Annotated in this window: 25 protein-coding genes and 1 tRNA gene; 20 read left to right on the forward strand and 6 right to left on the reverse strand. The window is 60.9% G+C overall.

Annotated features, from left to right (window positions below; genetic code table 11):
- The first annotated feature begins 1 nt into the window (after position 1).
- The 4 genes from R4P64_RS04850 (at position 2) to R4P64_RS04865 (ending at position 1484) form a co-directional block, all read left to right on the forward strand.
- The gene (locus tag R4P64_RS04850) at positions 2 to 541 is read left to right on the forward strand and encodes a tRNA adenosine deaminase-associated protein (RefSeq protein ID WP_033235104.1); all 540 of its coding nucleotides are present in this window, start codon (positions 2 to 4) and stop codon (positions 539 to 541) included.
- Positions 542 to 1003 (forward strand): nucleoside deaminase, encoded by a 462-nt coding sequence (locus R4P64_RS04855; protein WP_045066420.1) that lies wholly within the window; start codon positions 542 to 544, stop codon positions 1001 to 1003.
- Between the two features lie 142 nt (positions 1004 to 1145).
- Positions 1146 to 1337, forward strand: a complete 192-nt coding sequence (locus R4P64_RS04860; RefSeq protein WP_033235102.1) for a CsbD family protein — start codon at positions 1146 to 1148, stop codon at positions 1335 to 1337.
- A 56-nt stretch (positions 1338 to 1393) separates the two neighbouring features.
- A tRNA-Ser gene (locus R4P64_RS04865) sits at positions 1394 to 1484 on the forward strand.
- Positions 1485 to 1628: 144 nt separating this feature from the next.
- On the opposite strand, the gene R4P64_RS04870 is transcribed toward R4P64_RS04865, so the two are convergent.
- Positions 1629 to 2123 carry a DUF1877 family protein gene (locus tag R4P64_RS04870; RefSeq protein ID WP_317819537.1) on the reverse strand — a complete coding sequence of 165 codons (495 nt, stop codon included), beginning with the start codon at positions 2121 to 2123 and terminating at the stop codon, positions 1629 to 1631.
- A gap of 623 nt (positions 2124 to 2746) precedes the next feature.
- Positions 2747 to 2920, reverse strand: a complete 174-nt coding sequence (locus R4P64_RS04875; RefSeq protein ID WP_317819538.1) for a hypothetical protein — start codon at positions 2918 to 2920, stop codon at positions 2747 to 2749.
- A 156-nt stretch (positions 2921 to 3076) separates the two neighbouring features.
- Here R4P64_RS04875 and R4P64_RS04880 point away from each other — a divergent pair, with 156 nt between their 5' ends.
- From R4P64_RS04880 to R4P64_RS04890, 3 genes are all read left to right on the forward strand, one after another.
- Positions 3077 to 3760 carry a YceI family protein gene (locus R4P64_RS04880; protein ID WP_045066440.1) on the forward strand — a complete coding sequence of 228 codons (684 nt, stop codon included), beginning with the start codon at positions 3077 to 3079 and terminating at the stop codon, positions 3758 to 3760.
- A 110-nt stretch (positions 3761 to 3870) separates the two neighbouring features.
- Positions 3871 to 4221: a YidH family protein gene (locus tag R4P64_RS04885; RefSeq protein ID WP_045066442.1), complete on the forward strand. Its 351-nt coding sequence runs from the start codon at positions 3871 to 3873 to the stop codon at positions 4219 to 4221.
- Position 4222: 1 nt separating this feature from the next.
- A complete protein-coding gene (locus R4P64_RS04890; protein WP_052683456.1) occupies positions 4223 to 4585 on the forward strand; it encodes a DUF202 domain-containing protein in 363 nt (120 codons plus the stop codon).
- On the opposite strand, the gene R4P64_RS04895 is transcribed toward R4P64_RS04890, so the two are convergent.
- Positions 4557 to 5492: a sterol desaturase family protein gene (locus tag R4P64_RS04895; RefSeq protein ID WP_317819540.1), complete on the reverse strand. Its 936-nt coding sequence runs from the start codon at positions 5490 to 5492 to the stop codon at positions 4557 to 4559. The two genes, R4P64_RS04890 and R4P64_RS04895, sit on opposite strands and share 29 nt — an antisense overlap.
- 112 nt (positions 5493 to 5604) lie before the next feature.
- Between R4P64_RS04895 and R4P64_RS04900 the strand changes: the two genes are divergently transcribed.
- A complete protein-coding gene (locus R4P64_RS04900) occupies positions 5605 to 6060 on the forward strand; it encodes an RrF2 family transcriptional regulator (RefSeq protein ID WP_033235089.1) in 456 nt (151 codons plus the stop codon).
- Between the two features lie 46 nt (positions 6061 to 6106).
- Here the strand turns inward: R4P64_RS04900 and R4P64_RS04905 are convergent, their stop codons facing one another.
- A complete protein-coding gene (locus R4P64_RS04905) occupies positions 6107 to 7222 on the reverse strand; it encodes a GGDEF domain-containing protein (protein WP_317819541.1) in 1116 nt (371 codons plus the stop codon).
- A 245-nt stretch (positions 7223 to 7467) separates the two neighbouring features.
- On the opposite strand from R4P64_RS04905, the gene R4P64_RS04910 reads away from it, so the two are divergent.
- The 5 genes from R4P64_RS04910 (at position 7468) to R4P64_RS04930 (ending at position 15113) form a co-directional block, all read left to right on the forward strand.
- Positions 7468 to 8082: a TetR/AcrR family transcriptional regulator gene (locus R4P64_RS04910; protein WP_317819543.1), complete on the forward strand. Its 615-nt coding sequence runs from the start codon at positions 7468 to 7470 to the stop codon at positions 8080 to 8082.
- A gap of 71 nt (positions 8083 to 8153) precedes the next feature.
- Positions 8154 to 10502: an MMPL family transporter gene (locus R4P64_RS04915; RefSeq protein WP_317819545.1), complete on the forward strand. Its 2349-nt coding sequence runs from the start codon at positions 8154 to 8156 to the stop codon at positions 10500 to 10502.
- A gap of 135 nt (positions 10503 to 10637) precedes the next feature.
- Positions 10638 to 12371 carry an ABC transporter ATP-binding protein gene (locus tag R4P64_RS04920; protein WP_317819547.1) on the forward strand — a complete coding sequence of 578 codons (1734 nt, stop codon included), beginning with the start codon at positions 10638 to 10640 and terminating at the stop codon, positions 12369 to 12371.
- Positions 12368 to 14299, forward strand: coding sequence for an ABC transporter ATP-binding protein (locus tag R4P64_RS04925; protein ID WP_317819549.1), 1932 nt, complete (start codon positions 12368 to 12370; stop codon positions 14297 to 14299). The genes R4P64_RS04920 and R4P64_RS04925 overlap by 4 nt, the downstream gene beginning before the upstream one ends.
- A 70-nt stretch (positions 14300 to 14369) precedes the next feature.
- The gene (locus R4P64_RS04930; protein ID WP_092805710.1) at positions 14370 to 15113 is read left to right on the forward strand and encodes an IclR family transcriptional regulator; all 744 of its coding nucleotides are present in this window, start codon (positions 14370 to 14372) and stop codon (positions 15111 to 15113) included.
- A gap of 6 nt (positions 15114 to 15119) precedes the next feature.
- Here R4P64_RS04930 and R4P64_RS04935 read toward each other — a convergent pair whose 3' ends face one another.
- Positions 15120 to 16328 carry a multidrug effflux MFS transporter gene (locus R4P64_RS04935; RefSeq protein ID WP_317542129.1) on the reverse strand — a complete coding sequence of 403 codons (1209 nt, stop codon included), beginning with the start codon at positions 16326 to 16328 and terminating at the stop codon, positions 15120 to 15122.
- Positions 16309 to 17160, reverse strand: coding sequence for an alpha/beta hydrolase (locus R4P64_RS04940; protein ID WP_317819552.1), 852 nt, complete (start codon positions 17158 to 17160; stop codon positions 16309 to 16311). Before R4P64_RS04940 ends, R4P64_RS04935 begins: the two co-directional genes overlap by 20 nt.
- Positions 17161 to 17261: 101 nt before the next feature.
- Between R4P64_RS04940 and R4P64_RS04945 the strand changes: the two genes are divergently transcribed.
- From R4P64_RS04945 to R4P64_RS04975, 7 genes are all read left to right on the forward strand, one after another.
- The gene (locus tag R4P64_RS04945; protein ID WP_317542133.1) at positions 17262 to 17747 is read left to right on the forward strand and encodes a MaoC family dehydratase N-terminal domain-containing protein; all 486 of its coding nucleotides are present in this window, start codon (positions 17262 to 17264) and stop codon (positions 17745 to 17747) included.
- A complete protein-coding gene (locus R4P64_RS04950) occupies positions 17744 to 18142 on the forward strand; it encodes an acyl dehydratase (protein WP_317542134.1) in 399 nt (132 codons plus the stop codon). Before R4P64_RS04945 ends, R4P64_RS04950 begins: the two co-directional genes overlap by 4 nt.
- A gap of 81 nt (positions 18143 to 18223) precedes the next feature.
- Complete coding sequence (locus R4P64_RS04955) at positions 18224 to 19513, forward strand: aromatic ring-hydroxylating dioxygenase subunit alpha (protein WP_317542136.1); 1290 nt, start codon at positions 18224 to 18226, stop codon at positions 19511 to 19513.
- A gap of 122 nt (positions 19514 to 19635) precedes the next feature.
- A complete protein-coding gene (locus R4P64_RS04960) occupies positions 19636 to 20979 on the forward strand; it encodes a M20 family metallopeptidase (protein ID WP_317542138.1) in 1344 nt (447 codons plus the stop codon).
- Entirely contained in the window at positions 20979 to 21935 is a 957-nt protein-coding gene (locus tag R4P64_RS04965) for a catechol 1,2-dioxygenase (protein ID WP_092805720.1), read from the forward strand. The genes R4P64_RS04960 and R4P64_RS04965 overlap by 1 nt, the downstream gene beginning before the upstream one ends.
- A 31-nt stretch (positions 21936 to 21966) precedes the next feature.
- Complete coding sequence (locus R4P64_RS04970; RefSeq protein ID WP_033235076.1) at positions 21967 to 22839, forward strand: alpha/beta fold hydrolase; 873 nt, start codon at positions 21967 to 21969, stop codon at positions 22837 to 22839.
- A 102-nt stretch (positions 22840 to 22941) separates the two neighbouring features.
- Positions 22942 to 23898 (forward strand): NAD(P)-dependent oxidoreductase, encoded by a 957-nt coding sequence (locus R4P64_RS04975; protein ID WP_033235075.1) that lies wholly within the window; start codon positions 22942 to 22944, stop codon positions 23896 to 23898.
- Positions 23899 to 24048: the final 150 nt, after the last annotated feature.

Genomic DNA, 24048 nt, shown 5'->3' on the forward strand with positions numbered 1-24048 from the left:
CATGGGTGCACAGCGCGCGAGTAACAAGAGCGCCTCCTCGAACCAGTCGGAGGAGTTCGAAGGCTTCGGCGTGGCAGTGGTACGTGACGAAGGCAAGTGGACGGTCAAGGCTTTGACCTCTGCGGCTTTGACGTCGTTGTCGAGCGCCGAAACCGAACTCCGCGAGCTTCGTAGCTCGGGTGCCGTTTTCGGCCTTATCGACGTCGACGAAGAGTTCTTCATCATCTTGCGGCCCGCGCCGACGGGAACGCATCTGCTGATTTCCGACGCGACTGCCGCGATCGACTACGACATCGCCGCGGACGTACTCGACGCGCTGAACGTTGAAATCCCCGACATCGATCCAGATGACCTCGACAATGTCGAGCCCTGGGAAGAGGGGGATCTGTCGGTCCTGGCTGATCTGGGGCTACCGGAACCCGTTCTCTCGGTGATCACTGCCGATACTGATCTGTATCCCGACGAACAATTGGCGATGATCGCGCAGCGACTCGGATTCGAATCCGAATTCTCTGCCGTGCTCGACAAGCTCCCACGGTAGATGTCACTCGCTGACGATCAGCGCATGATCCGTGCGGCCATCAGTGCCGCGCGCAGTGCATCGGTCTCCGACGTTCCCGTTGGTGCGGTTGTCTTCGACGCGGACGGCGTCGAGGTTGCCCGTGCGGCCAATGCGCGGGAAGCGTCGTCCGACCCAACTGCTCACGCCGAGATCCTCGCGTTGCGTGCAGCGGCGAAAATTTACGGCGACGGTTGGCGTCTGGAAGGTGCGACGCTCGCTGTCACACTCGAGCCGTGCACGATGTGTGCCGGCGCGTTGGTTCTCGCCCGTGTCTCCAGGGTCGTTTTCGGGGCCTGGGAGCCCAAGACCGGTGCCGTCGGATCGCTGTGGGACGTTGTTCGGGACAGAAGATTGACCTACCGTCCGCAGGTGCGCGGTGGGGTGCTCGAAGACGAATGTGCTGGGCTTTTGGAGGATTTCTTCCGCGATCAGCGGGGCTGATTCCGCTATTCCCGAGCGAGACGGATTCCACATCAGGGTGGCAGTAACCGGCAGACGCAGGCATGGTGGAGGACAGATGCCGTCACGGTATCTGCGAATTGCCGGAAGGTGATTTGTTTCGCGTTCACTCAAGGGAGTACTCGTGGGAATCGCAGACAAAGCTCAGAACAAGGCAGAAGATCTCGGCGGCAAGGCCAAGGAAGCTACTGGCAGTGTCACCGGCAACAAAGACCTCGAAAACGAAGGCAAAGGCGACCAGGTGAAATCGGCGGTCAAAGACGCTGGTGAGAAGGTCAAGGATGCTGCTTCCAGCGTCAAGGACAAGCTGACCTAGCGATCCGCCACCAGGCGATTTCGGTCTCGGGCACACCATCCGGTAAAGTCACCAGCGGTGGCGTGTCCGAGCGGCCTAAGGAGCACGCCTCGAAAGCGTGTGACGGGTAACCCCCGTCCGAGGGTTCAAATCCCTCCGCCACCGCCAAAAGCTCCCCACCTGTTCACACAGGTGGGGAGCTTTTTTTGTGTTTCTTGCCGGTGCTGCAGCTGCGTTGAGAGTCGCTCGACACAACGAGTAGGACACAACGAGTAGGACGATCGAGACCCGCCTGCTGACAGTGGTGGGCAGTCAGAACCGCACGGTGAACACCACGTGCCGATCGTCGCGGGCCGCGCGCTGGAAAAAGTCCACCACTTCCTGCAGCCAACCCCAGGCGTACGTGCGCTCGTCCGCGCCGTACTCGGGGTTGCGGTCGTCGAGCGGCATCGCGTCATAGCCTGCGCCGAACTCGAATTCGGTGATTTCCGCCAGGTACGAGGCGACTTCGGCGACCCGATTGGGCGTCATATAGGTAATCAGTTGGTCGTCGGTGTTCGTGTTGAGGTCCTCGTCCCCCAAGATCACGCCACATGCCGGCCAGTTCTCGGGCGCGCGCTGGTACCCGCCATTGGAGAGGGAGCACAGGATCGGGTCCCACGCCTTGTCCGTGTCGCATGAGAACTCGGAGCGCCCTGTCTCCTCGATGTCCTCGACCAACGCATCGAGTCTGTCGTCGTCGCCACGTGCGTCGAGAAGTTCCGCTGCCACGTGGTCTGAAAGCGCGAAATGTACCCCAAGTTCCATGGCGTGATGCTAACGGCTGCCCCCACAGATTCCTCAGTGCCCGTGCCTCTGTGGTCAAGACGACTACGCAGGTATACCCCGATCTTCCGCACCGTCACCTGCCCGCACTTCGACGCCCACTCTTCGTTCTCACGCTTCACGCGCGCTGCCTTCGTCTCGTTTGGCACGTTCTGTAAACGAGACTTCGGGGCCATGCGTCGCCGCCACTGTGAATCGTCATCCATTGCGTCGATTGTGCCAGCGGTTTCGTGGCCACATTTTGGCCACACTTCACCGAAAACCGAGTGATTCAGCGTAATTTCCGATGATGTGTTTGGCCAGTTCAGAGGCTATTTGCGCGAATGGCCTGGTGGTCAACTCGGGTTCAAATCCCTCCGCCACCGCCAAAAGCTTCCCTGAGGTGCCTGAGCATTGTGCCAGCGCCCGTGATTCTCGCTTCGGGAGAGGTGGATTTCGGTGCTGCGGCGTAGAACGTCTGCGAATGCGATCACCACAGGCGATCCTAGGAGCCGTGGCAGGAAGCAGGATCTTCCGTGGATTCCGCAAGGTCCACGAGGCGGCGTAGATGTTCGGGCACCGGCAATCCGGACCCGGAGTTTGTTCGCGCCCGCGGCTGACCGTCCTCAGGAGCGTCGTGCAATCCACTCTGCCGCGGCGTCGTCGATATCCTGCTTCAATTTCTCGAAGAACGACGGCGCTGGGTTAGGGATCAAATAGGCTGCGGCAGTGAGTGATTGACCGAGGGTGATTCGACGCTCGCGCAACTCGTCGTCGCACAGGAGGGTCAGGTCCGACATCGCGAGTACCTCCTTTGAAGCGTAGTGTCACTTTACCAAATCATTACTAAGTGACACAGATGACCTCTCGTGCCCAGTCGTCACGGAGCATATTCACAGAGTTCCCACAGTTGGCAACCCCTGACATCCGTTGAAGCTGCAACTATCGTCGAACGCATGAAAAAGATGTGGTGGATCGGCGGAGCAGTAGTCGTGGTCGTGCTCGCCCTACTCGTGGGGCCGTGGGCGTACGGGAAGTTCATCGCAGAAGATGACGCTCCCGCAGCCGTGGTGTCTACGGAAGGTGCCGAGGCGGCGTCCGGGTCGATCGACGGTGCGTGGACCGTCGTCGCGGGACAAGGGGACAACCAGACGGCAGCCGGGTACACCGTCCACGAGATTCTCAACGGATCGAGTGTGACTGTCGTAGGTACCACAGGAGAGGTAAGTGGCAATGCGACGGTCGACGGTGAAAAGCTCACGGCCGGCGAAGTGACCGTGCAGGTGGCGAGCATCAAGACCGACTCCGACCGGCGTGACAGCCAGTTCACGGGCAATGTGATGGACACCAGTACCTATCCGACGGCGACGTTCACGATGGACTCGCCGGTGGATCTCTCGTCGGTGCCGACAGATGGGACAACCGCGACGGTGACGGTGCCTGGCACGTTGACGCTCAAGGGCCAGTCCAAGCCGGTGTCCGTGGACATGACGGTTCTGCACTCCGGTGACACGCTGATCGCGTCCGGCTCCATTCCGGTGACGTGGACCGACTTCGGTGTGCAGCCTCCGTCCCTCGGGTTCGTAACTGTCGACGGCAGTGGCAGCGTGGACTTCCTGGTATCGCTCGACCAGTCCTGATCAAGCCCGGATGGCGGTGCGTTTCCGCCGCCAGGGAAGATTAAGGACATGAACTTGAATTCGCGGCGCGTCCTCAGGTACGAGTGTTGTCTCGGTGGACGGTCCCACTAATGCGATTGTGGAAGCCGTTCCGCTCAGGCGAAGACCCGGATCCGCGGTTCACTCTCGCAAACGAGCGGACGTATCTGGCCTGGGTGCGCACCGCGACGGCGTTCATTGCGTCGGGCGTCGGCCTGGAGGCTTTTGGCGGCGACATCCTGAACGAGAGCGTTCGCTCCGGTCTGGCGGCGCTCCTCCTTGTTGGCGGAGCGCTGATCGCCATCACATCTTTTGTCCACTGGATCAGTGCGGAGCGCGCGTTGCGTGCCGAACGCTCACTGCCGGTGCCTCTCATGGCGCCGGTAGTGGGAATCGTTCTGGTCATCTGTGCGACTGTCCTCGTGGTCGAGGTTGTGAACTAGCTTGACTACCGTAGAGCCGTCCGACGCAATCAGTCCTTCGGGCAGGAGCGCGATCAGCCCTCCTGACAAGGGATTACAGTCCGAACGCACGTCGCTCTCATTCGTGCGTACGAGTCTGTCCATCCTCGGTTTGGCCGTGGCGTGCCTGCGCTGGTTGCCGCCGTTCGGTTCGGTGGCGATGATCGGTCCCGCAATCGCGGCTGTCCTGATTGTTGCCGTCACGATCTACGAGCGTCGGTCGAGGTCTGCGCGGCTCGAGCTCTTTGCCAGGGAAAAGGCAACGCCCGCTTTGGGTATGGGTGCTGTACTGGCGGTGAGCCTGCTGGTTCTCGCGGCTAGTGGGTTGTGGATTCTGGTGACGTGAGTTCGGCTTTCGGTGACCATCCGGGAGGCCCGAACACATAGCCGCCGCGATTGCGCCATGACGTCGACGCTTTCCAATCGCGGGCAATGGCAGCGTATTCGCGCGTTTGCAGTTTCCAGATGTTGTACGTTCCGACTGGCGTTGTGAGTCCGTATGTCGGCCGGTGTGTTTCAGCGGCAAAGCTGCCGAAGATCCGATCCCAGACGATGAGGATTCCGCCGTAGTTGCGGTCCAGATATTCGGCGTCCGACCCGTGGTGAACGCGGTGGTGTGATGGCGTATTGAAGATGAATTCGATGGGACGCCAGAGCTTTCCGACCCGCTCGGTGTGCACGAAGAACTGGTAAACCAGGCTGACGGAGAAGCCGACGAAGATCATCCACGGCGGAATTCCGAGGAACGGCAACGGTAGCCACATGATTATTTCGCCGCTGTTGTTCCACTTCTGACGCAGGGCGGTGCTGAAGTTGAAGTATTCGCTCGAGTGGTGCGCTTGATGTGTTGCCCAGATAACTCGAACGCGGTGTGCGATGCGGTGATACGCGTAGTAGAGAATATCGATTCCGAGAAGCAGGATCACCCAGGTGTACCAGGCGCTCGGTGAGAGATGCCATGGCGCGAGATATACCCAGATGGCGGAATATCCGATCAGGGCAAGGACTTTCCAGAAGGCACTGGTCGCGATGGAGACCACTCCGAGTAGGACGCTCGTGCGGGCGTCGACGCCACGGTAACCGCCCGTCGCGGGGTGTGCTCGGCCCTCGGCGTGGTCGGGATGATCCTCGAGTTTGCGTGCTGCTGCCCATTCGATCGCCAGGAAGAGGACAAACGCGGGGATGGCCAGCGCTACCGGGTCATGGAGTGGTTCCAGGAGAGACTTCCAAGATTCGAGGAGGGTGTCCCACACGCTAGTTGTCCTGTCCGTTCACGGGTTTATCGTTACATTATGCATTAATGTGTAACGACATGGAAGATGCATTCCCTTGCGCCTTTCCATAGGGGAATGGTAGGAATTGCCGGTGCACATCACCGCAAAGGTGGACTACGCCGTGCGAACGTTGGCGGAACTCGCAGCAGCTGGTCCAGGCCCGGCCAAAGCCGAGTTTCTCGCAACGTCGCAGGTGATCCCCCATAAGTTTCTCGAGGCCGTTCTGTCGGATCTACGACGCGGCGGCCTTGTGACGAGTAAGCGCGGACCCGAGGGTGGTTACTGGCTTGCCCGTCCCGCGTCGGAAATCACGATTGCCGACGTCATCCGTGCAGTGGAAGGTCCGTTGGCGTCGATCCGTGGGGAGCGCCCCGAGGATGTCGATTACACGGGTCCGGCGACGCAGCTCAAGGATGTGTGGATAGCGGTCCGCGTCAATCTTCGCGCGGTGCTCGAGAACGTCACGATGGCGGATGTGGCCGACGGCCACCTACCTGACTTTGTGAATCAGTTGACGGCGGATCCGGGGGCCTGGAAGCGGCGCTGACGGGGGCCTGGAAGCGGCGCTGACGTTGGGGGCTGTAGCGGCGCTGTCAGTTCCCGGATCGGTCGAAGCGCGTCATGTCGAGTGGCGCGGTATTCGCGGAGTTCCCGCCGGATGATTTCGCTTCGTACATCAGATGATCGGCATGGACTATCGCGCGGGAGAACGCGGTGTAGTCGAATTGCTCCATGTCTGGGGTGAACGGCATCGTGGAGGCGCCGATACTGACTGTCGCCAGGGGTGCGTCCGTGGCTTCGACAACTGCGCGGGGCAGAGCCGCTATGCGTTTGCGTAGTCCGTATGGCGTTCCGATCATGACGAGCGTGAATTCTTCGCCGCCGGTGCGCGCTGCGTATCCGAATCCGTTGACGTGTTGTTGAAGTCGGTTGCCGGTTCTGATGATGACGGTGTCGCCGACTTCGTGCCCGTAGGCGTCGTTGACGGCTTTGAATTTGTCGATGTCGACGACGGCGACCGCAACGTCGACGCGGTTGGCGTGTGAGGTCGACCAGACCCGCTCGGCCATGTCCCAGAGTCCGCGTCTGTTGAGGAGGCCGGTCAGTGCGTCGACTTTAGATCCGTTGGCGCGTGCGAGTAGTTGCCGCCAGGCGAATTGGATGGTGGCCGGGATGAAGATGACGGCGCACAGGATGACGTCGGTGCGCGCGATGACGCCGGCAGTGGGCAGTGTCCCGCGGGTGATGGCGAGGATCGCCAGGGAAATGATGAACGTACAGGAGAAGGCAAGGTGGAAGGCGAGCCATCGAAAGTTGAGAAAGTACGTGAAGTAGGCGCCGGAGGCTACGAAGAGCACCGCGCCGAAGAGTGCTGCATCGTGGCTGGTGAACGTGATGATGACGGAGGCTGTTCCCAGATCTGCCCAGATCCCGAACAGTTTCAGAGCGCGCGACCCGCGAACTTTTCCGAGGAACCAAAGGGCAGTGGGGATGAGGTTTACGGTCGCGAATGCGATGAGCCAGGTGCGCGCGAACTGTCGGTCGGGGCCTTCGCCGCTGATCAGGAACAGATAGGCAACCAGGGAAAAGTTGAGCGAGCAGAACCCGATGGTGAAGTTGACGAGCCGCAGCATTGAACCGGGGCCGTTCTTCGATCCCCACAGCATGACCGATGGCGGCACCGGCCAGCTTTGTAGGAGTGGGTCCATGAAATTCCTCAGTTGTTCAAGATCGGGTGGTTGATCCGCAGCGGTTAATCCATGCGGTTGGTTAATCAATGGCAACCGTTTTGACCATTGTCTGGTGTAGGCGTGGCTTTTGTCGAGGCGGTGCCGAGCCGCGAGCCTGGCGAGTGTGACCTACCCGACAATTGCCGCGAGGCTGTGCCGGAATCCACAATTTTGCATGACTCTGCAAACTTGCAGATGTCTGCAAGTTCCGTAACGTGGAGAGAGTGATAATCGAGCCAGGTCTCCGAGACCGCAAGAAGGCGGCAACCCGCGCTGCACTGAGCAGTGCGGCAGAACGGCTCGCTCGGGCTCTCGGAATCGAGTGCGTCACCGCCGATGCGATTGCGTCCGAGGCGGGAGTGTCGACGAGGACATTCCACAACTACTTCTCCAGCAAGGAGGAGGCGGTACTCGCCAGCTTCGAGGAATCGGTAACTCACTGGATCGAGGCGCTTGCGGCTCGGCCCGCGGACGAGCCGATTCTCGACGTCCTCGAGGATCTTGTGGTCGAAATCGTGAGCGGTTCCGGTCCGACAGCGAGTAAGACAGCGAGTATCTGGATGCTGTCGGACGCGAGTCCCGCTCTCTATCGGGATGCTGCGGACATGCATCAGCGGATCAACCGTGCAGTCACTCAGGCATTGGCCGTCCGTACCGGTACGGACGCCGAACGTGACGTGTACCCGACTCTCCTCCTCGGAGCGGTGGCCGGAGCCGCCAAATCGGTGATCGACATCTGGTCCGGCGGAAAGTCGGAGGCTTCCGGACCGGAAGAACTGGTCCATGACGCTTTTCGGCAAATTCGTGCGGGGTTGCCTGCGCCGCCACCGCGTCTCTGAGACACCGCGTCTTCAGCACGCACACGTAATACCTGTCCACGTACACGCACCGAAACAGCAAGGAGCCCGTCGTGGCCACCTATCTCTATCGGATCGGCAAGTTCGCCTACCGGCGAAAAGGCGCGGTCCTCAGCGTTTGGTTGATAATCCTGGTTCTGATGGGCGTCGGGGCTGCGACCCTGTCCGGTCCCACCAAGGACTCCTTCAACATTCCGGGTACTCCCGCGCAGCAGGCTCAAGACCTTATGGCGGAGCGTTTCCCGGACGCTCCCAACACTATGGATTCGTTGAGTGCCCGATATGTTCTCCAAGCGCCTGCAGGTACGACGTTGGCTGATCCGGCAAACGTCAAGGCCATGGACGACATGCTCGCGCAGATCCGCGCGATCGACACGGTCGAGGACGCTGCCAAGGTCGATCCGGCTACGGCGACGCCGGAACAGGCCGCGAAAGCGTTGGTCAACCCGGTTGCCGCCAATGATTCGATGACGGCGATGTTCCAGGAGCAGGCCGCTGCTGCCGGAACTTCCGAGGCAAAAGCAAGCTCAGACGCTGCGGCATTGTCGCCGCTCAGCGCGGACGGCACGGTCGGATACATCGAGGTTCCCTTTGTCGGCGCTGTCACCGATGCCGATGAGGCGATGCGTGAGTCGATCAATGCTGCTGCCGATGTGGCACGGGCCGAAGGACTCAACGTCCAGGTCAGTGGTACTGCGGCACAGGAAGCGGAGATGCCCGGTGGGCTCACCGAGTTGATCGGTATTGCCGTCGCTGCCGTCGTTCTGGCAATCACGTTCGGTTCGCTTGTGGCCGCTGGACTTCCGCTGATCACCGCGATCATCGGCATCGCAATCGGCAGCCTCGGTATTACCGTCGCGACGGGCTTCATGGACCTCGGATCGATGACGCCGACGTTGGCGATCATGATCGGTCTCGCAGTGGCGATCGACTACTCGCTCTTCATCATGTCCAGGTTCCGGCATGAGCTGACCTTGACCGACGACCGATCGGAAGCCGCCGGACGCGCAGTCGGAACTGCCGGTTCCGCAGTCGTATTCGCTGGTCTGACGGTCATCATCGCCCTCGTGGCATTGCGTGTCGTCGGCATCCCGTTCCTCTCGGATATGGGTGCGGCAGCGGCATTTACAGTGCTCATCGCAGTGCTCATCGCCTTGACGTTGTTGCCCGCGATCCTGGGTATCTTCGGCCGGAAGGCTTTTGCCGGCAAGATTCCGTTCCTCGGCAAGAAGGCTCAGGAGTCCGAGGATTCGGGTAAGCCAACGCTGGCTCTGCGCTACATCAGCGCCATCGTGCGACGCCCGCTCGTTCCGCTGATCGGCGGCGTTGTACTTCTGGGCGCTTTGGCTTTGCCGGCAACGGGATTGAGCCTGTCATTGCCGTCGGAGGCAACGGGTGATCCGGCAACAAGTTCGCGTCAGGCGTACGACTTGATCGACGAGGGCTTCGGGGGCGGTAAGAACGGTCCGCTGCTCGGTGTCATCGACGCACAGGGTGCAGACGTTCCGGCCGGCGAGGCATTCGAGAAGGTCGTCTCGACGATCTCGGGGCTGAACGGCGTCCAGAATGCACAGATCGTCAAAGTCAACCAGGCCGGCGATACCGCGCAGATGTTGATCACTCCGACAACCGGTCCCACCGATCCGGCAACCATGGAGTTGGTGAGCAGTCTCCGCAGTGCCGAAGCAGGACTGGCTGATTCGATCGGTGTGAGCTACGGAATCACAGGTCAGACTGCACTCGAGGGTGATATCTCGGATACCTTGCAGGACGCGTTGGTTCCCTACCTTGCGGTAGTGGTCGGCCTGGCATTCATCCTGTTGCTCTTGGTGTTCCGCTCGATCCTGGTTCCACTGACCGCGACGTTGGGCTTCCTGCTCAGCGTGCTCGCGACATTCGGCGCCACGGTTGCGATCTTCCAGCACGGCTGGTTGGGAATTATCTCGAACCCGCAACCTTTGGTGAGTTTCATGCCGATCTTCCTGATCGGTGTGGTGTTCGGACTCGCGATGGACTACCAGGTGTTCCTCGTGACGCGCATGCGTGAGGAGTACGTCCACGGAGCTAACGCCAAGCAGGCTGTCACCATCGGCTTCAATCACGGTGCCCGGGTTGTCAGCGCTGCCGCGATCATCATGATCTCCGTGTTCGGTGCCTTCATCGCGGAGCCGAACTCGTTCATCAAGTCGATCGGGTTTGCGCTCGCTGCCGCAGTCTTCTTCGACGCCTTCATCGTTCGTATGGTGATCATTCCGTCGGTCATGGCGTTGCTCGGCGACAAGGCGTGGTGGCTGCCTAAGTGGCTCGACAAGATTCTGCCCAACGTCGACATCGAGGGTGAGAAGCTGAGCCAGCAACTCCGCGCCGACAAGGAAGCGGAATTGGCTGCAACATCTGCCTAACTGCACAGCAGGGTCCCACACACGTGCCGCAATCGACTCCAAGTCGGTTGCGGCACGTGTGTTTTTGTCGGAGTTCCCGGTGGCCGAAAAAACCTTGCGGCACTTGTCGGCAGAGATTGGTAACCTTCGCTCACTATGCTGATCAGGCTGCTGCGCACTTACCTAGAGCCCTATCGTGGCGAACTCACGGGCGTTGTCGTCCTGCAGTTTATTTCGACTATGGCTGCCCTTTACCTTCCCAGTCTCAATGCCGACATCATCGACAACGGTGTGACAAAGGGGGATACGGGCTACATCCTGTCAACGGGTGGGGTGATGCTCCTTGTGACGTTGACGCAGATCCTGTGCTCCGTGGGTGCGGTGTACTTCGGTGCTCGTGTTGCCATGGGCATCGGACGCGATCTACGGGCGTCGGTGTTGCATCAGGTCGGTACTTTCTCGGCCCGCGAGGTCGGCTATTTCGGTGCGCCGTCCCTGATCACCAGAAATACCAACGACGTCCAGCAAGTGCAGATGATGGTCGTGATGAGTTGCACCATCCTCGTGATGGCTCCGATCATGTGCGTCGGCGGCATCATCATGGCGCTGCGTCAGGATCTGAATCTGTCCTGGATTCTGGGTATCAGCGTGCCGTTGCTGGCGATTTCGATGGGTTTTTTGATCGCGCGGATGGTTCCCGGCTTCCGGCTCATGCAGGGTCGTCTCGACGCGGTCAACCGCGTTCTACGCGAACAGATCACCGGTATCCGGGTTGTCCGCGCGTTTGTTCGCGAGCCTTCCGAGGTGAAGCGCTTTGGTGTAGCCAATGACGAACTGACCGAAACGGCGCTCGGTGTCGGCAAACTGATGGCGGTGATGTTCCCGCTGGTGATGCTGATCAGCAACGTCACCAGTGTCGCGGTCATCTGGTTCGGTGGGCATCAGATCGACAGTGGAGCCATGGAGATCGGCTCGCTCACCGCGATGCTCAGCTACATCATGCAGATCCTGATGGCCGTCATGATGGCTACTTTCATGGCCGTCATGCTGCCGCGTGCATCGGTCTGCGCAGAACGTATCTCCGAGGTGCTCGATACAGCGTCGTCGGTCATTCCGCCCGAGAACCCGATTCGAGAACTGAAGAACCCGGGCGTCGTCGAACTTCGCGGCGCTCAGTTCCAGTTCCCCGGCGCCGAGGAACCGGTGTTGCGCGACATCACTTTCCGGGCCGAACCAGGCAAGACCACCGCGATCATCGGCGGCACCGGATCCGGTAAGACAACGCTGCTCAACCTGATTCCGCGACTCATCGACGCCACATCCGGGTCGGTATCCGTCGGTGGTGTCGACGTCCGCGACATCGACACCGACCTGCTGTGTTCCGTTATCGGACTTGTTCCGCAGAAGCCGTACCTGTTCTCGGGAACCGTCGCAACCAACCTTCGCTACGGCAACCCCGACGCCACCGACGAGTGGCTGTGGGAATGCCTCGAGGTCGCTCAGGCCGCAGACTTCGTCCGCGCGATGCCGGAAGGCCTGGACACCCCGGTTTCCCAGGGCGGTACGACGGTTTCCGGTGGTCAGCGTCAGCGTCTGGCCATTGCGCGGGCACTGGTGCGCAAGCCGCAGATCTATTTGTTCGACGATTCGTTCTCGGCCCTGGACCTCACGACAGACGCGAGACTGAGAGCGGCGCTGCAGCCCGTTACCCGGGACGCCTGCATCGTCGTTGTCGCGCAACGTATTTCCACCATCGTCGAAGCCGATCAGATCATCGTGCTCGACGACGGTGCGATTGTCGGTGTCGGTACCCACGACGAACTGCAAGTCAGTTGTCCCACTTACGGCGAAATTGTCGCCTCTCAGCTAGCCGTACAGGACGCATCATGAGCAATCGGCCGAGTTCCTCACCTCCGATCGGACCTCCCGGCGGTGGTGATCCCACCAAGAAGGCCATGAATTTCGGCCCTTCGCTGAAGCGTCTTCTTGCTCGGCTCAGCCCCGACAAGCCCGCTGTCATCCTGATTTTTGTTCTGGTCACGGTCAGTGTGGTGCTGTCTTCGATCGCCCCGAAGATCCTGGGTAATGCAACCAACCTCATCTTCGACGGCATTGTCGGTAAACAGCTTCCCGCCGGAATTACCAAGGACCAAGCAGTGGCGGGTCTGCGCGAGCAGGGCCAGAATCAGTTCGCGGACATGGTGTCCGGCATGAACGTGGTCCCCGGTACCGGGATCGATTTTGCCGAGGTCGGCCGAGTGCTGATGATCGTGCTGCTGCTGTTCGTCTGCGCGTCGCTGTTCAGTTGGTTGCAGGCGTACCTGCTCAATATTGTCGTGCAGCGCACGGTTCGACGCCTACGCGAGGACGTCGAGCAGAAGATTCATCGACTTCCGCTGCGGTACTTCGACACTCATGCGCGAGGCGATGTTCTCTCGCGCGTCACCAATGACATCGACAATGTTGCGCAGAGCCTGCAGCAGACGCTGAGTCAGCTGGTGACGTCGGTGATGACGGTGATCGCGATCCTCGTGATGATGCTGGTCATCTCGCCGATTCTGGCTTTGATCGCCATCGCGACGGTTCCGCTGTCGATCATCGTCACGGCTGTCATCGCCAAGCGCTCGCAGAAACACTTTGTCGCACAGTGGAAGAGCACCGGCGGCATCAACGCGCAGGTTGAAGAAGCATTCACCGGACACGAGTTGGTCAAGGTGTTCGGCCGGCAGAACGAGGTCGAGGAGCGTTTCCGCACGCAGAACGAGAAGCTCTACCAGTCGAGCTTCAAAGCGCAGTTCATTTCCGGTCTGGTTATGCCTGCTGTCATGTTCCTCGGCAATCTGAATTACGTCGCCATCGCAGTTGTCGGCGGTATGCGGGTGGCCTCCGGCACGATGACGCTCGGTGATGTGCAGGCGTTCATCCAGTACTCACGCCAGTTCACGCAACCGCTCACGCAGATCGCGTCGATGACCAATCTGCTGCAGTCCGGTGTTGCATCCGCTGAGCGGGTGTTTGCGCTCCTCGACCAGGAAGAGCAGTCCGTCGATCCCGCCGACGCGCAGTCCCCGGCCGTGTCCAAGGGACGGGTGGCATTCGAGGACGTCACGTTCAGTTACAAGCCGGAGCAGCCCCTCATCGAGGATCTGTCGTTGGTGGCCGAGCCCGGTCAGATGGTTGCCATCGTCGGCCCCACCGGTGCCGGCAAGACCACCCTGGTCAACCTGATTCTGCGGTTCTACGAGCTCAATTCGGGTCGCATCACTCTCGACGGTATCGATATCGCGAAGATGACGCGTGACGATCTGCGGTCGCGCATCGGCATGGTTCTGCAGGATGCCTGGCTGTTCGGCGGGACGATTCGGGAGAACATCGCGTACGGCAAGCCGGGCGCCACCGAAGAGGAGATTCAGCGCGCTGCCAAGATGAGCTACGTCGACAAGTTCGTGCACTCCCTGCCCGAGGGATACGACACCGTCATCGACGAAGAGGGCAACAACATCAGTGCCGGTGAAAAACAGCTGATCACCATTGCTCGAGCGTTCATCGCGCAGCCGTCCATTCTGATTCTCGACGAGGCAACCAGTTCGGTCGACACACGAACTGAGCTGTTGGTTCAGAGTGCTACCGCGGTTCTGCGCAGCGACCGTACAAGCTTTGTCATCGCTCACCGGCTTTCGACGATTCGTGATGCGAACTTGATTGTGGTGATGGAGGCCGGCCGCATCGTGGAACAGGGAAGCCACGAGGAGCTGCTGCTCTCGCGGGGTGCGTACTACCGGCTCTACAACAGTCAGTTCGTGGGCGCGGAGATCTAAGGCCTAAGTACACTGAAGCAGACTTGGTCCGCTGGGTGGACCACAATCTGTGTACTGGAGGCGCTCGGCGGTGCATTCGTTGCTGGGGAAGGCGCGCCTGATACTCGATTCCTTCGACGCGGATTCGGGCGCGCTTTCGCTGACCGAGCTTGCGAACCGAAGCGGCGTTGCGAAGGCGACGGTGCATCGAATAGCCGGTGAACTGGTGTCACTGGGCCTGCTGGAACGAGTCGGGACCAAGTACGGATTGGGGTTACGGCTTTTCGAACTTGGCCAGTTGGTGCCTCGTCAACGGATTCTGCGTGAGGCGTCGCTTACGTATGTGCAGGATCTTCATGCGGCAACCAGGGAGACGGTTCACCTCGTGATTCGTGACGGTCTCGAGGTTCTGTACATCGACAAGATCTCCGGTCATCACGGTGTGGACCTGCCGTCGCGGGTGGCCGGCCGGCTGCCGATGTATGCGACGGCCACCGGCAAGGCGATACTCGCGTACTCGCCGGATTCCGTGTTTCGAGCGGTGGTAACCAACGGATTTGTCGAGTTCACCGACCGGACGGTGAACTCGGAGGACGGGTTACGGAGGCAACTCGATGCCGTTCGCTCGGAGCAATTGGCGGTGGAGAGCGAAGAGGTTCGGCTGGGGACGTCGAGTATCGCCGCACCGATCTTCGGTGGACACGGGGAAGCGGTTGCTGCGATCGGCGTCTCGAGTCCGCGGTATCGAATGGATACCGAGCGCTTTGCCGAGCCGTTGCGCGCGGCAGCTGCCGGAATCAGCCGGAAGGTGTCGGTTCTCGAACGCTCTGCGTAAGCGTTCCTATCGATGCACACACAGCAGTGCTATCACTCCGAGAACCGAAGCCCCGGTCATGGAGATGGCCACTGCAAGACTGGTATTACCCAGCAGGCCGACGATCGGTGCAACCACTGCGGCAGCGCCGAACTGCGCAAATCCGATCAGTGCGGCCGCTGAGCCCGCGGCTTCTCCGTGACGCGACAGGGCAACCGCCGGTGCGTTAGGCATGACAAAACCCGTTGCGCACAGCATCAGCAGGATGGGGACGGCAAACCCGACGAAGCCCCACGAGTCGGTGGCAGCAACGACAACAAATGCAGCGCCGACGACGCTACTGCCCCACATTGCCCAGATCGTGATGGAATTCGGCGACCACCGTCCGAGCAGCACGACGTTGAGTTGAGACGAGCCGATCAGCACTACGGCCCCGCCGGCGAAGGCAAACCCGTACGCTGTGGCGCTCAGACCGAACTGTTCCTGCATTACGTAGGACGACGCCGCGATGTACGACCACAGCACACCACGGCCGAGACCGCACACGAGAACCAATACCATGAAGTGAGCATCACGACCGAGTGCAATGTAGCTTCGCGCTATCGCGCCGATGCCCTTGCCTGACCGATTCTCGGGTGGAAGTGTTTCCGGGAGTGACGCTGCGGCGAGTGCAATCATGGCGATACCCAGGAGGAAGAGAGCGAGAAAGACTCCGCGCCATTGTGTTACGGACATCAGTGCCCCGCCGATGGACGGAGCCAGGATGGGCGCTACGCCCATGACCAACATCAGTCGCGAAAGTACCACCGCCGCATCGTGTCCGGTGAAGAGATCACGAACGATCGCCATCGCGATCACACCGGTGGCCGCGGCGCCAAAACCTTGAAGGGTTCGCAGCGTCGTGAGGACTTCGATGGACGGCGCAAAGAAGCACGCCAACGATGCGCCGACGTGAATCACTGTGCCCACGAGCAAGGGGCGTCGACGCCCGTAGATGTCGGAAAGTGGGCCGATGATCAACTGACCGAACGCAAGACCGAGAAGCGTTCCGGTCAGGGTCAGCTGAACCATTGTCTCCGACGTGCCGAATTCCTGCGTGATCTGCGGCAGCGCAGGAAGATACATGTCGACGGTGAACGGCCCGAGGGCGGTGAGGATTCCGAGAAGCAGTACCAATCGGATCCGTGCACCGCCCGTCGGGGCGATTACCGTTCGTTCAGTTGTGCTGTTGGTCAAGGAAACCCGAAACAACACTGTAGTAGTCGTATGGCCGCTCTTCCTGAAGATGATGCGACGCCTGGTCCATGATGTAGAGGTGGCCATGCGGGATCATCCGCGCCAGCATGAGCGGGTAGTCCGGGGTGAGGAACGCGTCGTGCATTCCCCAGGCGAAGAGCGTCGGTGCCTGGATCTGGCCGAGTTCGGCTGTGAGGTCCTGCCAATCGCCACGAGGGGAGTCTGCCGAGGCAGCCAAGGCCATTTCCTCGGGGTCGAGGCTTTGCTCGTATCGCATCTGGAGGGTTTCGGCGGGCAACTTCGATCCGTCGAACCATTCTAGGCTGGTGATCAAGGTGCGGAGTTTTTCGAGGGTGGGGCCGGTGCCGCCGTAATAGACGTCGCGGGCGTTGCGGCCGCGACGGCCATCTTCGGGGAGCGGCGCGAGCGGGCCGTAGAAGACGGGCATACTGCCCGTGATCACCAGGGAGCGAACGCGTTCCGGGTACTTTGCCGCGAGGTTGAGCGCTATGGTGCCGCCCCACGAGTTGCAGACGAAGTCGGCGCGTTCGATGCCGAGTTCGTCGAGCAGAGCAACCATCTTGGCGGCGTGGAAGTCCCACATGGGGCCGGTGATAGTGCACTTGTCGGACCGACCGTATTGCAGGAGATCAACGAGAATCACCCGTCGATCCGAGGCGAAGAGAGGGGCCACCGGCCCGAAGTCGGACCACGCGGTGCAGCCGGGTCCACCTCCGTGCAGGAAAATCGTGGGGTCGCCCTCGCCGAGGTCGTAGTAGTGGAATGTGACGCCATCAGTTTTGGCGTACAAGCTCTTCGGTTGATCAGCCATGGCTATACCTGACCTCGAGGTGACAGCAATGGGAAGTATTGCGGTCCGGCAGGCGAACCCGGTTCGTGGCTGCGACACTTCCGAATGCCTAGCGTGCTGGCATGAGAACAGAACTCGAGCACGCGCGTGATCGCGCAGAGGCGATGATCGGAACGCGGGAAACACGAGAGCTGGGAACGGTGCGCCCGGCGGAGTCGATTGCCTTTGCGGTTGCCGCCGCCGAGACCGACCCCCGGTTTCTGGACCCGGAGCACCCGGCATTTGCGCTCCACCCGATGTATCTGCCTTCGCTCTTGCGCGGTCCGCAGGGCGGATCCGATCGAGAGTACCGATCAGACGGCATGTTTCGTGACGAAGTCCCGGGCACAGACGGCATCGATGTTCGCTTGATGGCAGGCGGGCAGAGTGTGACGTTCCTGCAACCAGCCCCGCTCGGCGAGCCGGTCACCGTAGCGCGGGCACTCGATACCGTGGCGATCAAAGGTCGGGCTCCTGACGAGTTTCTGCTGCTTTCGGTCACCAAGACCTATCGGGGTGCGCAGTCCGGCGCATTTGCCGAGGTCGTCGAGAAGTTCATCGTCCGATGACCGAAACCGTAGTCGTCGGCACACCGATCGAGTCGGTGGCTTTGGTATGCGATCCGGTCCGAGTCCTTCGATTCGGGGCGTCGACGCACAATTCGCACCGTATTCACTACGACGCCTCCTACGCTGCGACGGAAAAGCTGTCCGCGCCGGTTGTCATGGCTCAGTTGCAGGGCACGCTCTTCTACCGTGCTGCCGCACAGTTTGCCGGTGGATATGAAGGCGTTGTCTCCGTGTCGTGGCAGAACCGTGCGCCTGCTCCTGTCGGAACCACACTGGAAGTCACGGGTGAAGTCACTGAGATACATGGTGAGAAAACAACTTTGACTCTACGAGAGCACTCCGATGACGGCGTCCTGTGTGCTGTCGGAACCGCTGTGGTGGTCCGGGTCTGCTGAGCGAACCGAATCCGTTGGCGTAGACCGCGATGTCGCCCAAGATCTGTTTCATTCAAACGTTCAGTGTCGAGAGGACTTCACATGACTGGTGTCGAGGCGTCGGAAGCCACGTTCGCGCTGCCCGAGCGGCCGCGAGCGGCCGGTCGGCAGGATTGGACGGCATGGCCGGGTTACAACGCAGCCGGCAGCGGATACCGCGGTTACTGGTACCCGGTCACGTGGTCGAACCACATCACCAAAAATCCCAAGAGCTACACCATTTGTGGTGAAAAGCTGGCGATCATCCGCGACGCCGGTAAGGTGTACGCCCTGCATGATCGGTGCCCGCACCGCGGCGTTCCACTGTCCGAGGGTGATCAGCAGTTCCCGGGCACCGTCAGTTGCCCGTACCACGGCTGGACGTACCGTCTCACCGACGGAAAACTGGCTGCGGTCATCACCGACGGTCCGGATTCCAAGATCTGCGGCAAGCTGAACGTCCAGACCTATGCGGTCGAGGAGCGACTCGGTCTGGTGTGGGTGTACATACCGATCGCCAACGAGCCGGCACCGTCCATCGACGACCAGTTGCCGCGTGAGCTCGTGGAGAACAAGGGCATCGTCGGCGGTCGCATTCAGCCGCGAGAAGGTAACTGGCGCTTCGCATGTGAGAACGGTTTCGACGAGGGACATGCGAAGTACCTGCACCGCACCGCATTGTGGCGCTTGTTCAAGCCGATGCCTACGTGGAACATCACGAGCATCATCCCGGAGGGTCGCTGGATTTACCGGGTACAGGAAGAGGTGTACTGGGAGGCCGACTTCCCGGGCGTGGGAACCTGGACCAATAAGCGGTGGTGGAAGAAGAAGCCCGACGAGACCCAGATTTCGCAGATCGGAAACGTCGGTGCCGGTCTGGATGTCAATCCTGTGATCGCAGCACAGAACTTTCCCGGTTTTGCTTCGCTGTCGATGCCCGGTGTCCTGCGCATCGCGTACCCCAAGTTCATTCACTACGAGTTCTACGTGCCGGTGGACGAGGACAACCACAAATATGTCGGCCTCATGGTCAACTTCGTCTCCGGTGCAGCAAAATTGGGGTTCTACGCCAAGTACCTCGGCGCGATCCGCTGGCTGTTCCACGGTCAGTTTTCCGGGCAGGATGCATGGATGGTCGAGGTCACCGACGCGCCGCCGGAGAAGCTGTACCGACCCGACGTATCGCTGACAACGTGGCGAAATCTGGCAGAGGAAGAGTACGCCGAGAAGATCGCCGCCGCGGCCGAACACACCCCCAAGGCGCCGGTTCGGCCCACCCGCGAGCGTCGGACGGCTGCCCCGCGCCCGGCTCCGGTCACCGACGCCCAGATCCCCACCGGCACCAGCGAATAGGAGAAACGCATGTTCAAGATTCTGACGGCAGTCGCTATCGGTGCCGCTGTTGCCGTGGCAGTTCCCAAACTATGGCAGTTGGCGGGCGAACGCAGCAATACCCAGGTACATCAGGTCAATCCATGACCACTGCGAGGGCCGACGCTCTCGCAGGCCTTGACGACACGCGCCGGGAATGGGTCGAGCAGGCCTGGGCCAACGTCGATCGCGCGAGATTGCGAAATCTCACCACCGGGGTTGTGGACATCCCCAGCCCCACCGGCGACGAAGCACCGCTGGCCCGCCATATCACGGCGGTCTTGACGGCGTCGGGCATCGAGGCCCATACGATGGATCTCGATGACCGGCAGGCGAACTCGTGGGGACGATTGCGCGGTGACGGGTCCGGGCCGGATCTGTTGCTGTATGCGCCGATCGACACCGTCACGACAGGTGATCCGGCAGAAGATCTACCGTGGGTGGGAAACGAGTTGCGAGCCGACCTGACGCCGCACGCCCAGGTCGACGAGAACTACGTCATCGGGTTAGGTGCGTCGAATCCGAAAGGCCATGCCGCCTGCATCATCGCAGCGGCCGAAGCAATTGCCGCAGCCGGTATTCCACTCCGCGGTGACCTGGTGCTCGGATTCGGTGCCGGTGGTATGCCGACCAATGCCCGCCCCGGTGTCGGAAACCCCCGGCGCAATACCGGTCAGGGCGTCGGCTGCTCGTTCCTCCTGGAACAGGGAGTGTGGGCGGACTGTGCGCTGATCGCCAAGCCCGGCTGGACGGTCTCCTGGGAAGAAGTGGGGCTGGCTTGGTTCGAGATCACGGTGCACGGGCTGCACACCTACGTCGGTTCTCGCCACCGGCTGCCGTATCGCAACGCGATTACCGCGGCCGGTGAGGTTGTCGCGAAACTGGAGGAATGGTTCCCGAAGTACTCAGCGGCGCATCAGGACGGATTGGTTGCGCCGCAAGGAATTGTCGCCAATATTCGTGGCGGGTGGGAGAGAACAGCGTCGTTCACCCCTGAGCAGGTGCGCCTGACCGTTGATCTACGGCTGAGTCCACGGACGACGCCCACCGCCGCCAAACGTGAACTCACTGCCGTGGTTGCGGACATCGCACAATCGCTGGATCTACAGATCGAGGTCGAACAGGTACTGGCAGTACCGGGGGAGGGTTCGGATCCGCGGATGTGGTTGCGGCACTCGGCCGTCGACGCGTGGGAAGCCGCTGAGGGGAAGCCTCATCAGGACTTCTTCGACGCCAGTGGTGCAACCGACGCAAACATCTTGCGCAGCCGCGGCATCCCGACGATCCGGGTGGGTATGCCGAAGGTGGTCGACGCTCCATTCGAGGTGGACTTCGCGATGGGGATGAACACAGTCGATCTGGCTGCAGCAGAGAGATTTACGAAGTATCTGATCCGAGTGGCCCTCGATACCGTCACCCGCTCGCTCGAGGAAGTAGGAATCGACTGATGGCGAAGATAGTTCTGGGTGTCGGTGCTTCCCACAGCACATTGATGAACACCCATTGGGAAGAGACGACGCACAAGGCGGAGGCCGAACGCTTCCGGGACGCGCTGCATCTGACCCGGGAGAAAATCGCGGAAGCGAATCCCGATGTTGTATTGATACTCGGCTCCAACCACTTTCGTGGTTTCTGGCTGGATCTGATTCCGGCTTTCACGCTCGGCGTCGGCGAGTGTATTTCCAGTGGCGAGTCCGGTACACCCAAGGGCCCGCAGCAGGTGGACGTGGACTTCGCGAGGCACCTTGCAAACGAGCTGATAGAAGGTGGCCGGTTCGATCTTGCCTACTCGGCTCGATTGCAGATCGATCACGGTCAGTCCCACGCGATTCAGTACCTTCTCGACGGAATCGATGTTCCCATAGTTCCGTTGGTGGTCAACGTATTCGCGCCGCCGCTGCCGACTTTCAAGCGATGCGAGGAAGTGGCGAAGGCTCTGCGGGACGCCATTGCGTCGTACCCGGCGGATACCCGCGTGGTGGTGATCGCCTCCGGCGGTTTATCCCATCGGCTGCCCTGGCCTGACTGGCGTGACCCGCACGGTGAGGACGAGGATTTCATGGTTCAAGCCTGGCTGGACGGTCGGGAGAATTGGTCCGACTACGACGTCCGACGGCGTCAGATCATCCGTGCCGCCGATGCCGCGATCACACCGGAGTTCGATGACCGAATTCTTGATCTGTTTGCCAGTGGTAAGGCAAGTGAGCTTGCCGAGTTCACGACGGAGCAGATCGAGGACGAGGCGGGCAATGGTGCGCAGGAGCTACGGACATGGCTCATGATGGCGGCCATGCTCGACTACATTCCGGGAGAACGCCTTGCCTACGAAGCGATTCCCGAGTGGCTCACCGGTATGGGCGTCACGGTTCTCGATCCAGCTGGAACAGCCAGCGTAACAACATAATCTGCCACCTTCAGCAAAGGAAGTTTCTCTCATGACAATTTGGAACGAACTTGCCGGACTCGATTTCGAGTTGACGACCGTCGACGCGGGCGGTGTCCCCACGCGCTCTCTGCAGGCCGGATCCGGCGACGAGGCCGTGATCTTCCTGCACGGCACCAGTGGACACCTCGAGGCATTTGCACGCAATATCGCGCCGCACGCCGAGTCCTACCGGGTTCATGCGATCGACATGCTCGGTCACGGCTACACCGGTAAGCCCGATTACCCGTACGAGATTCCGCGTTACGTAGAGCATTTGGTGAATTACCTCGACGCGGTCGGGCTGGATCGTGTGCACCTGGTGGGCGAGAGCCTCGGTGGTTGGGTCGCCGCCTACCTGGCCAGCGAGCAACCCGAACGTGTCCTCTCGTTGCAGTTGCTCGCGGCTGGCGGTACCGTCGCGAATCCGACGGTGATGGAGCGTATCAAGACCTCGACAGCGAAGGCCGTTCAGAGCGACGACATCGAATTGACCCGCGCCCGCATGCAGTTGCTCATGCACGATCCGGCCAATGCAACGGAGGAATTGGTTCAGGCGCGTCACCGGATCTACCACCAGCCCGACTTCGTGGCCAACATCCACAACCTTCTTTCCTTGCAGGAGATGGAGGTTCGCCAGCGGAATCTGTTGCGCCCGGATCGGATGGCACTCATCAAGGCGCCTACCCTGGTGGTCTGGGGACAGGAAAATCCGTTCGGCGACGTTCCTGAGGCGAAGAAGATGGCCGAGGATATCCCGGGTGCTCAGCTCGAGCTCTACGCGGAGTGCGGTCACTGGCCGCAGCACGAGCAGGCAGCGAAGTACAACCCGCTGAGCCTCGAGTTCCTGGCCAAGGCGTCAGCAAGCGCGAAGGCAGCCATCTGAGAACCAAACAGACTGCTGCGTAACAGAGCCGGCCTCTCGATCAGGAGGCCGGCTCTGGCGTTTTCCGAAGGTACAGTCATCGTCTCACCCTGAGGAGTTCTCGTGAAGAAAGTACTTCTACTGACGGCAGACGCCGACAACGGACTCGGCAGCGCGATCCGTGACGCCGTGGGAAGTGAGGCCGAGGTAGTTCGCTTGCCCGAGCGCACTACGGAAGCACTACATGCACTGTTGCCGATGTGTGATGTCGTTGTGGGTGACTGGAGTGGTGATCTGCCGCTCGGCAAGCAGGAAGCCGAACTCGGACGGCAACTACTCCTTGTCCAACAGCCAGGTGCCGGAACCAATTTCATCGACGTGGATGCGTGGCGCGCCTTCGGGGTTCCGGTCGCGAATACACCCGGCGCCAACGCGGAATCGGTTGCGGAATGGGCAGTGCTGGCGGCAGGTGCGTTGTGCCGCTCCATGTTCTGGGCGCACAACGAGGTCACCGGCGGGTCCTGGCCACAGGAATCCATCTTGACGCGAGATTGTCGCGACTTGGCGCAGCGCCGGGTCGGCGTAGTAGGGGTCGGTTCGATCGGCCGTCGGTGTGCAGAGTTGTTCGGGGCCTTTGGTTGTGATGTCTACGTCACCGCGCGTTCGAGACCGCGCGAGCCTATGAATGCGACCTTTGTATCGCTCGAGGAACTGCTGCCTCTCTCCGACGTCCTGGTGCTCGCCGTCCCGCTCACGGAATCAACTCGGGGACTGATCAATTCCGATCGAATTTCGCAGTTGCCCAACGGCGCGATCGTCGTCAATGTGGCGCGCGGCGCTGTTGTCGAGGACGTTGCATTGGCACGAGCTCTGCGTTCGAAGCATATCGGCGGCGCGGCCCTCGATGTGTTCGACGTTGAACCACTGCCGATTTCGAGCCCCCTTCGCGGATTCGATTCGACGCTCTTGAGTCCTCACGTCGCAGGGGGCAGCGCCGGAGCGCGTGCGTCGATCTACTCGATGACGGCGCAGAATGTCGCAGGCGCGCTGCGCAAGCAGACAATTCGGTGGACATTGTGACCGAAGGCCGTGTTACCGCAGTATTTCGGTTCGCACGTTCCTACAGGTACGGTGTTTCGCCCAGGTAAGTTCCTGTCCCCGGTCCGCACGGTGGACCCGGTTGGTTCTCGGTCATAGGTAGGCACGGCTAGGTTTGCTCTCCACAACCCG

Origin of the sequence: Rhodococcus sp. IEGM 1366, assembly GCF_033142425.1 — a bacterium.
Lineage (GTDB): Bacteria > Actinomycetota > Actinomycetes > Mycobacteriales > Mycobacteriaceae > Rhodococcus_F > Rhodococcus_F globerula.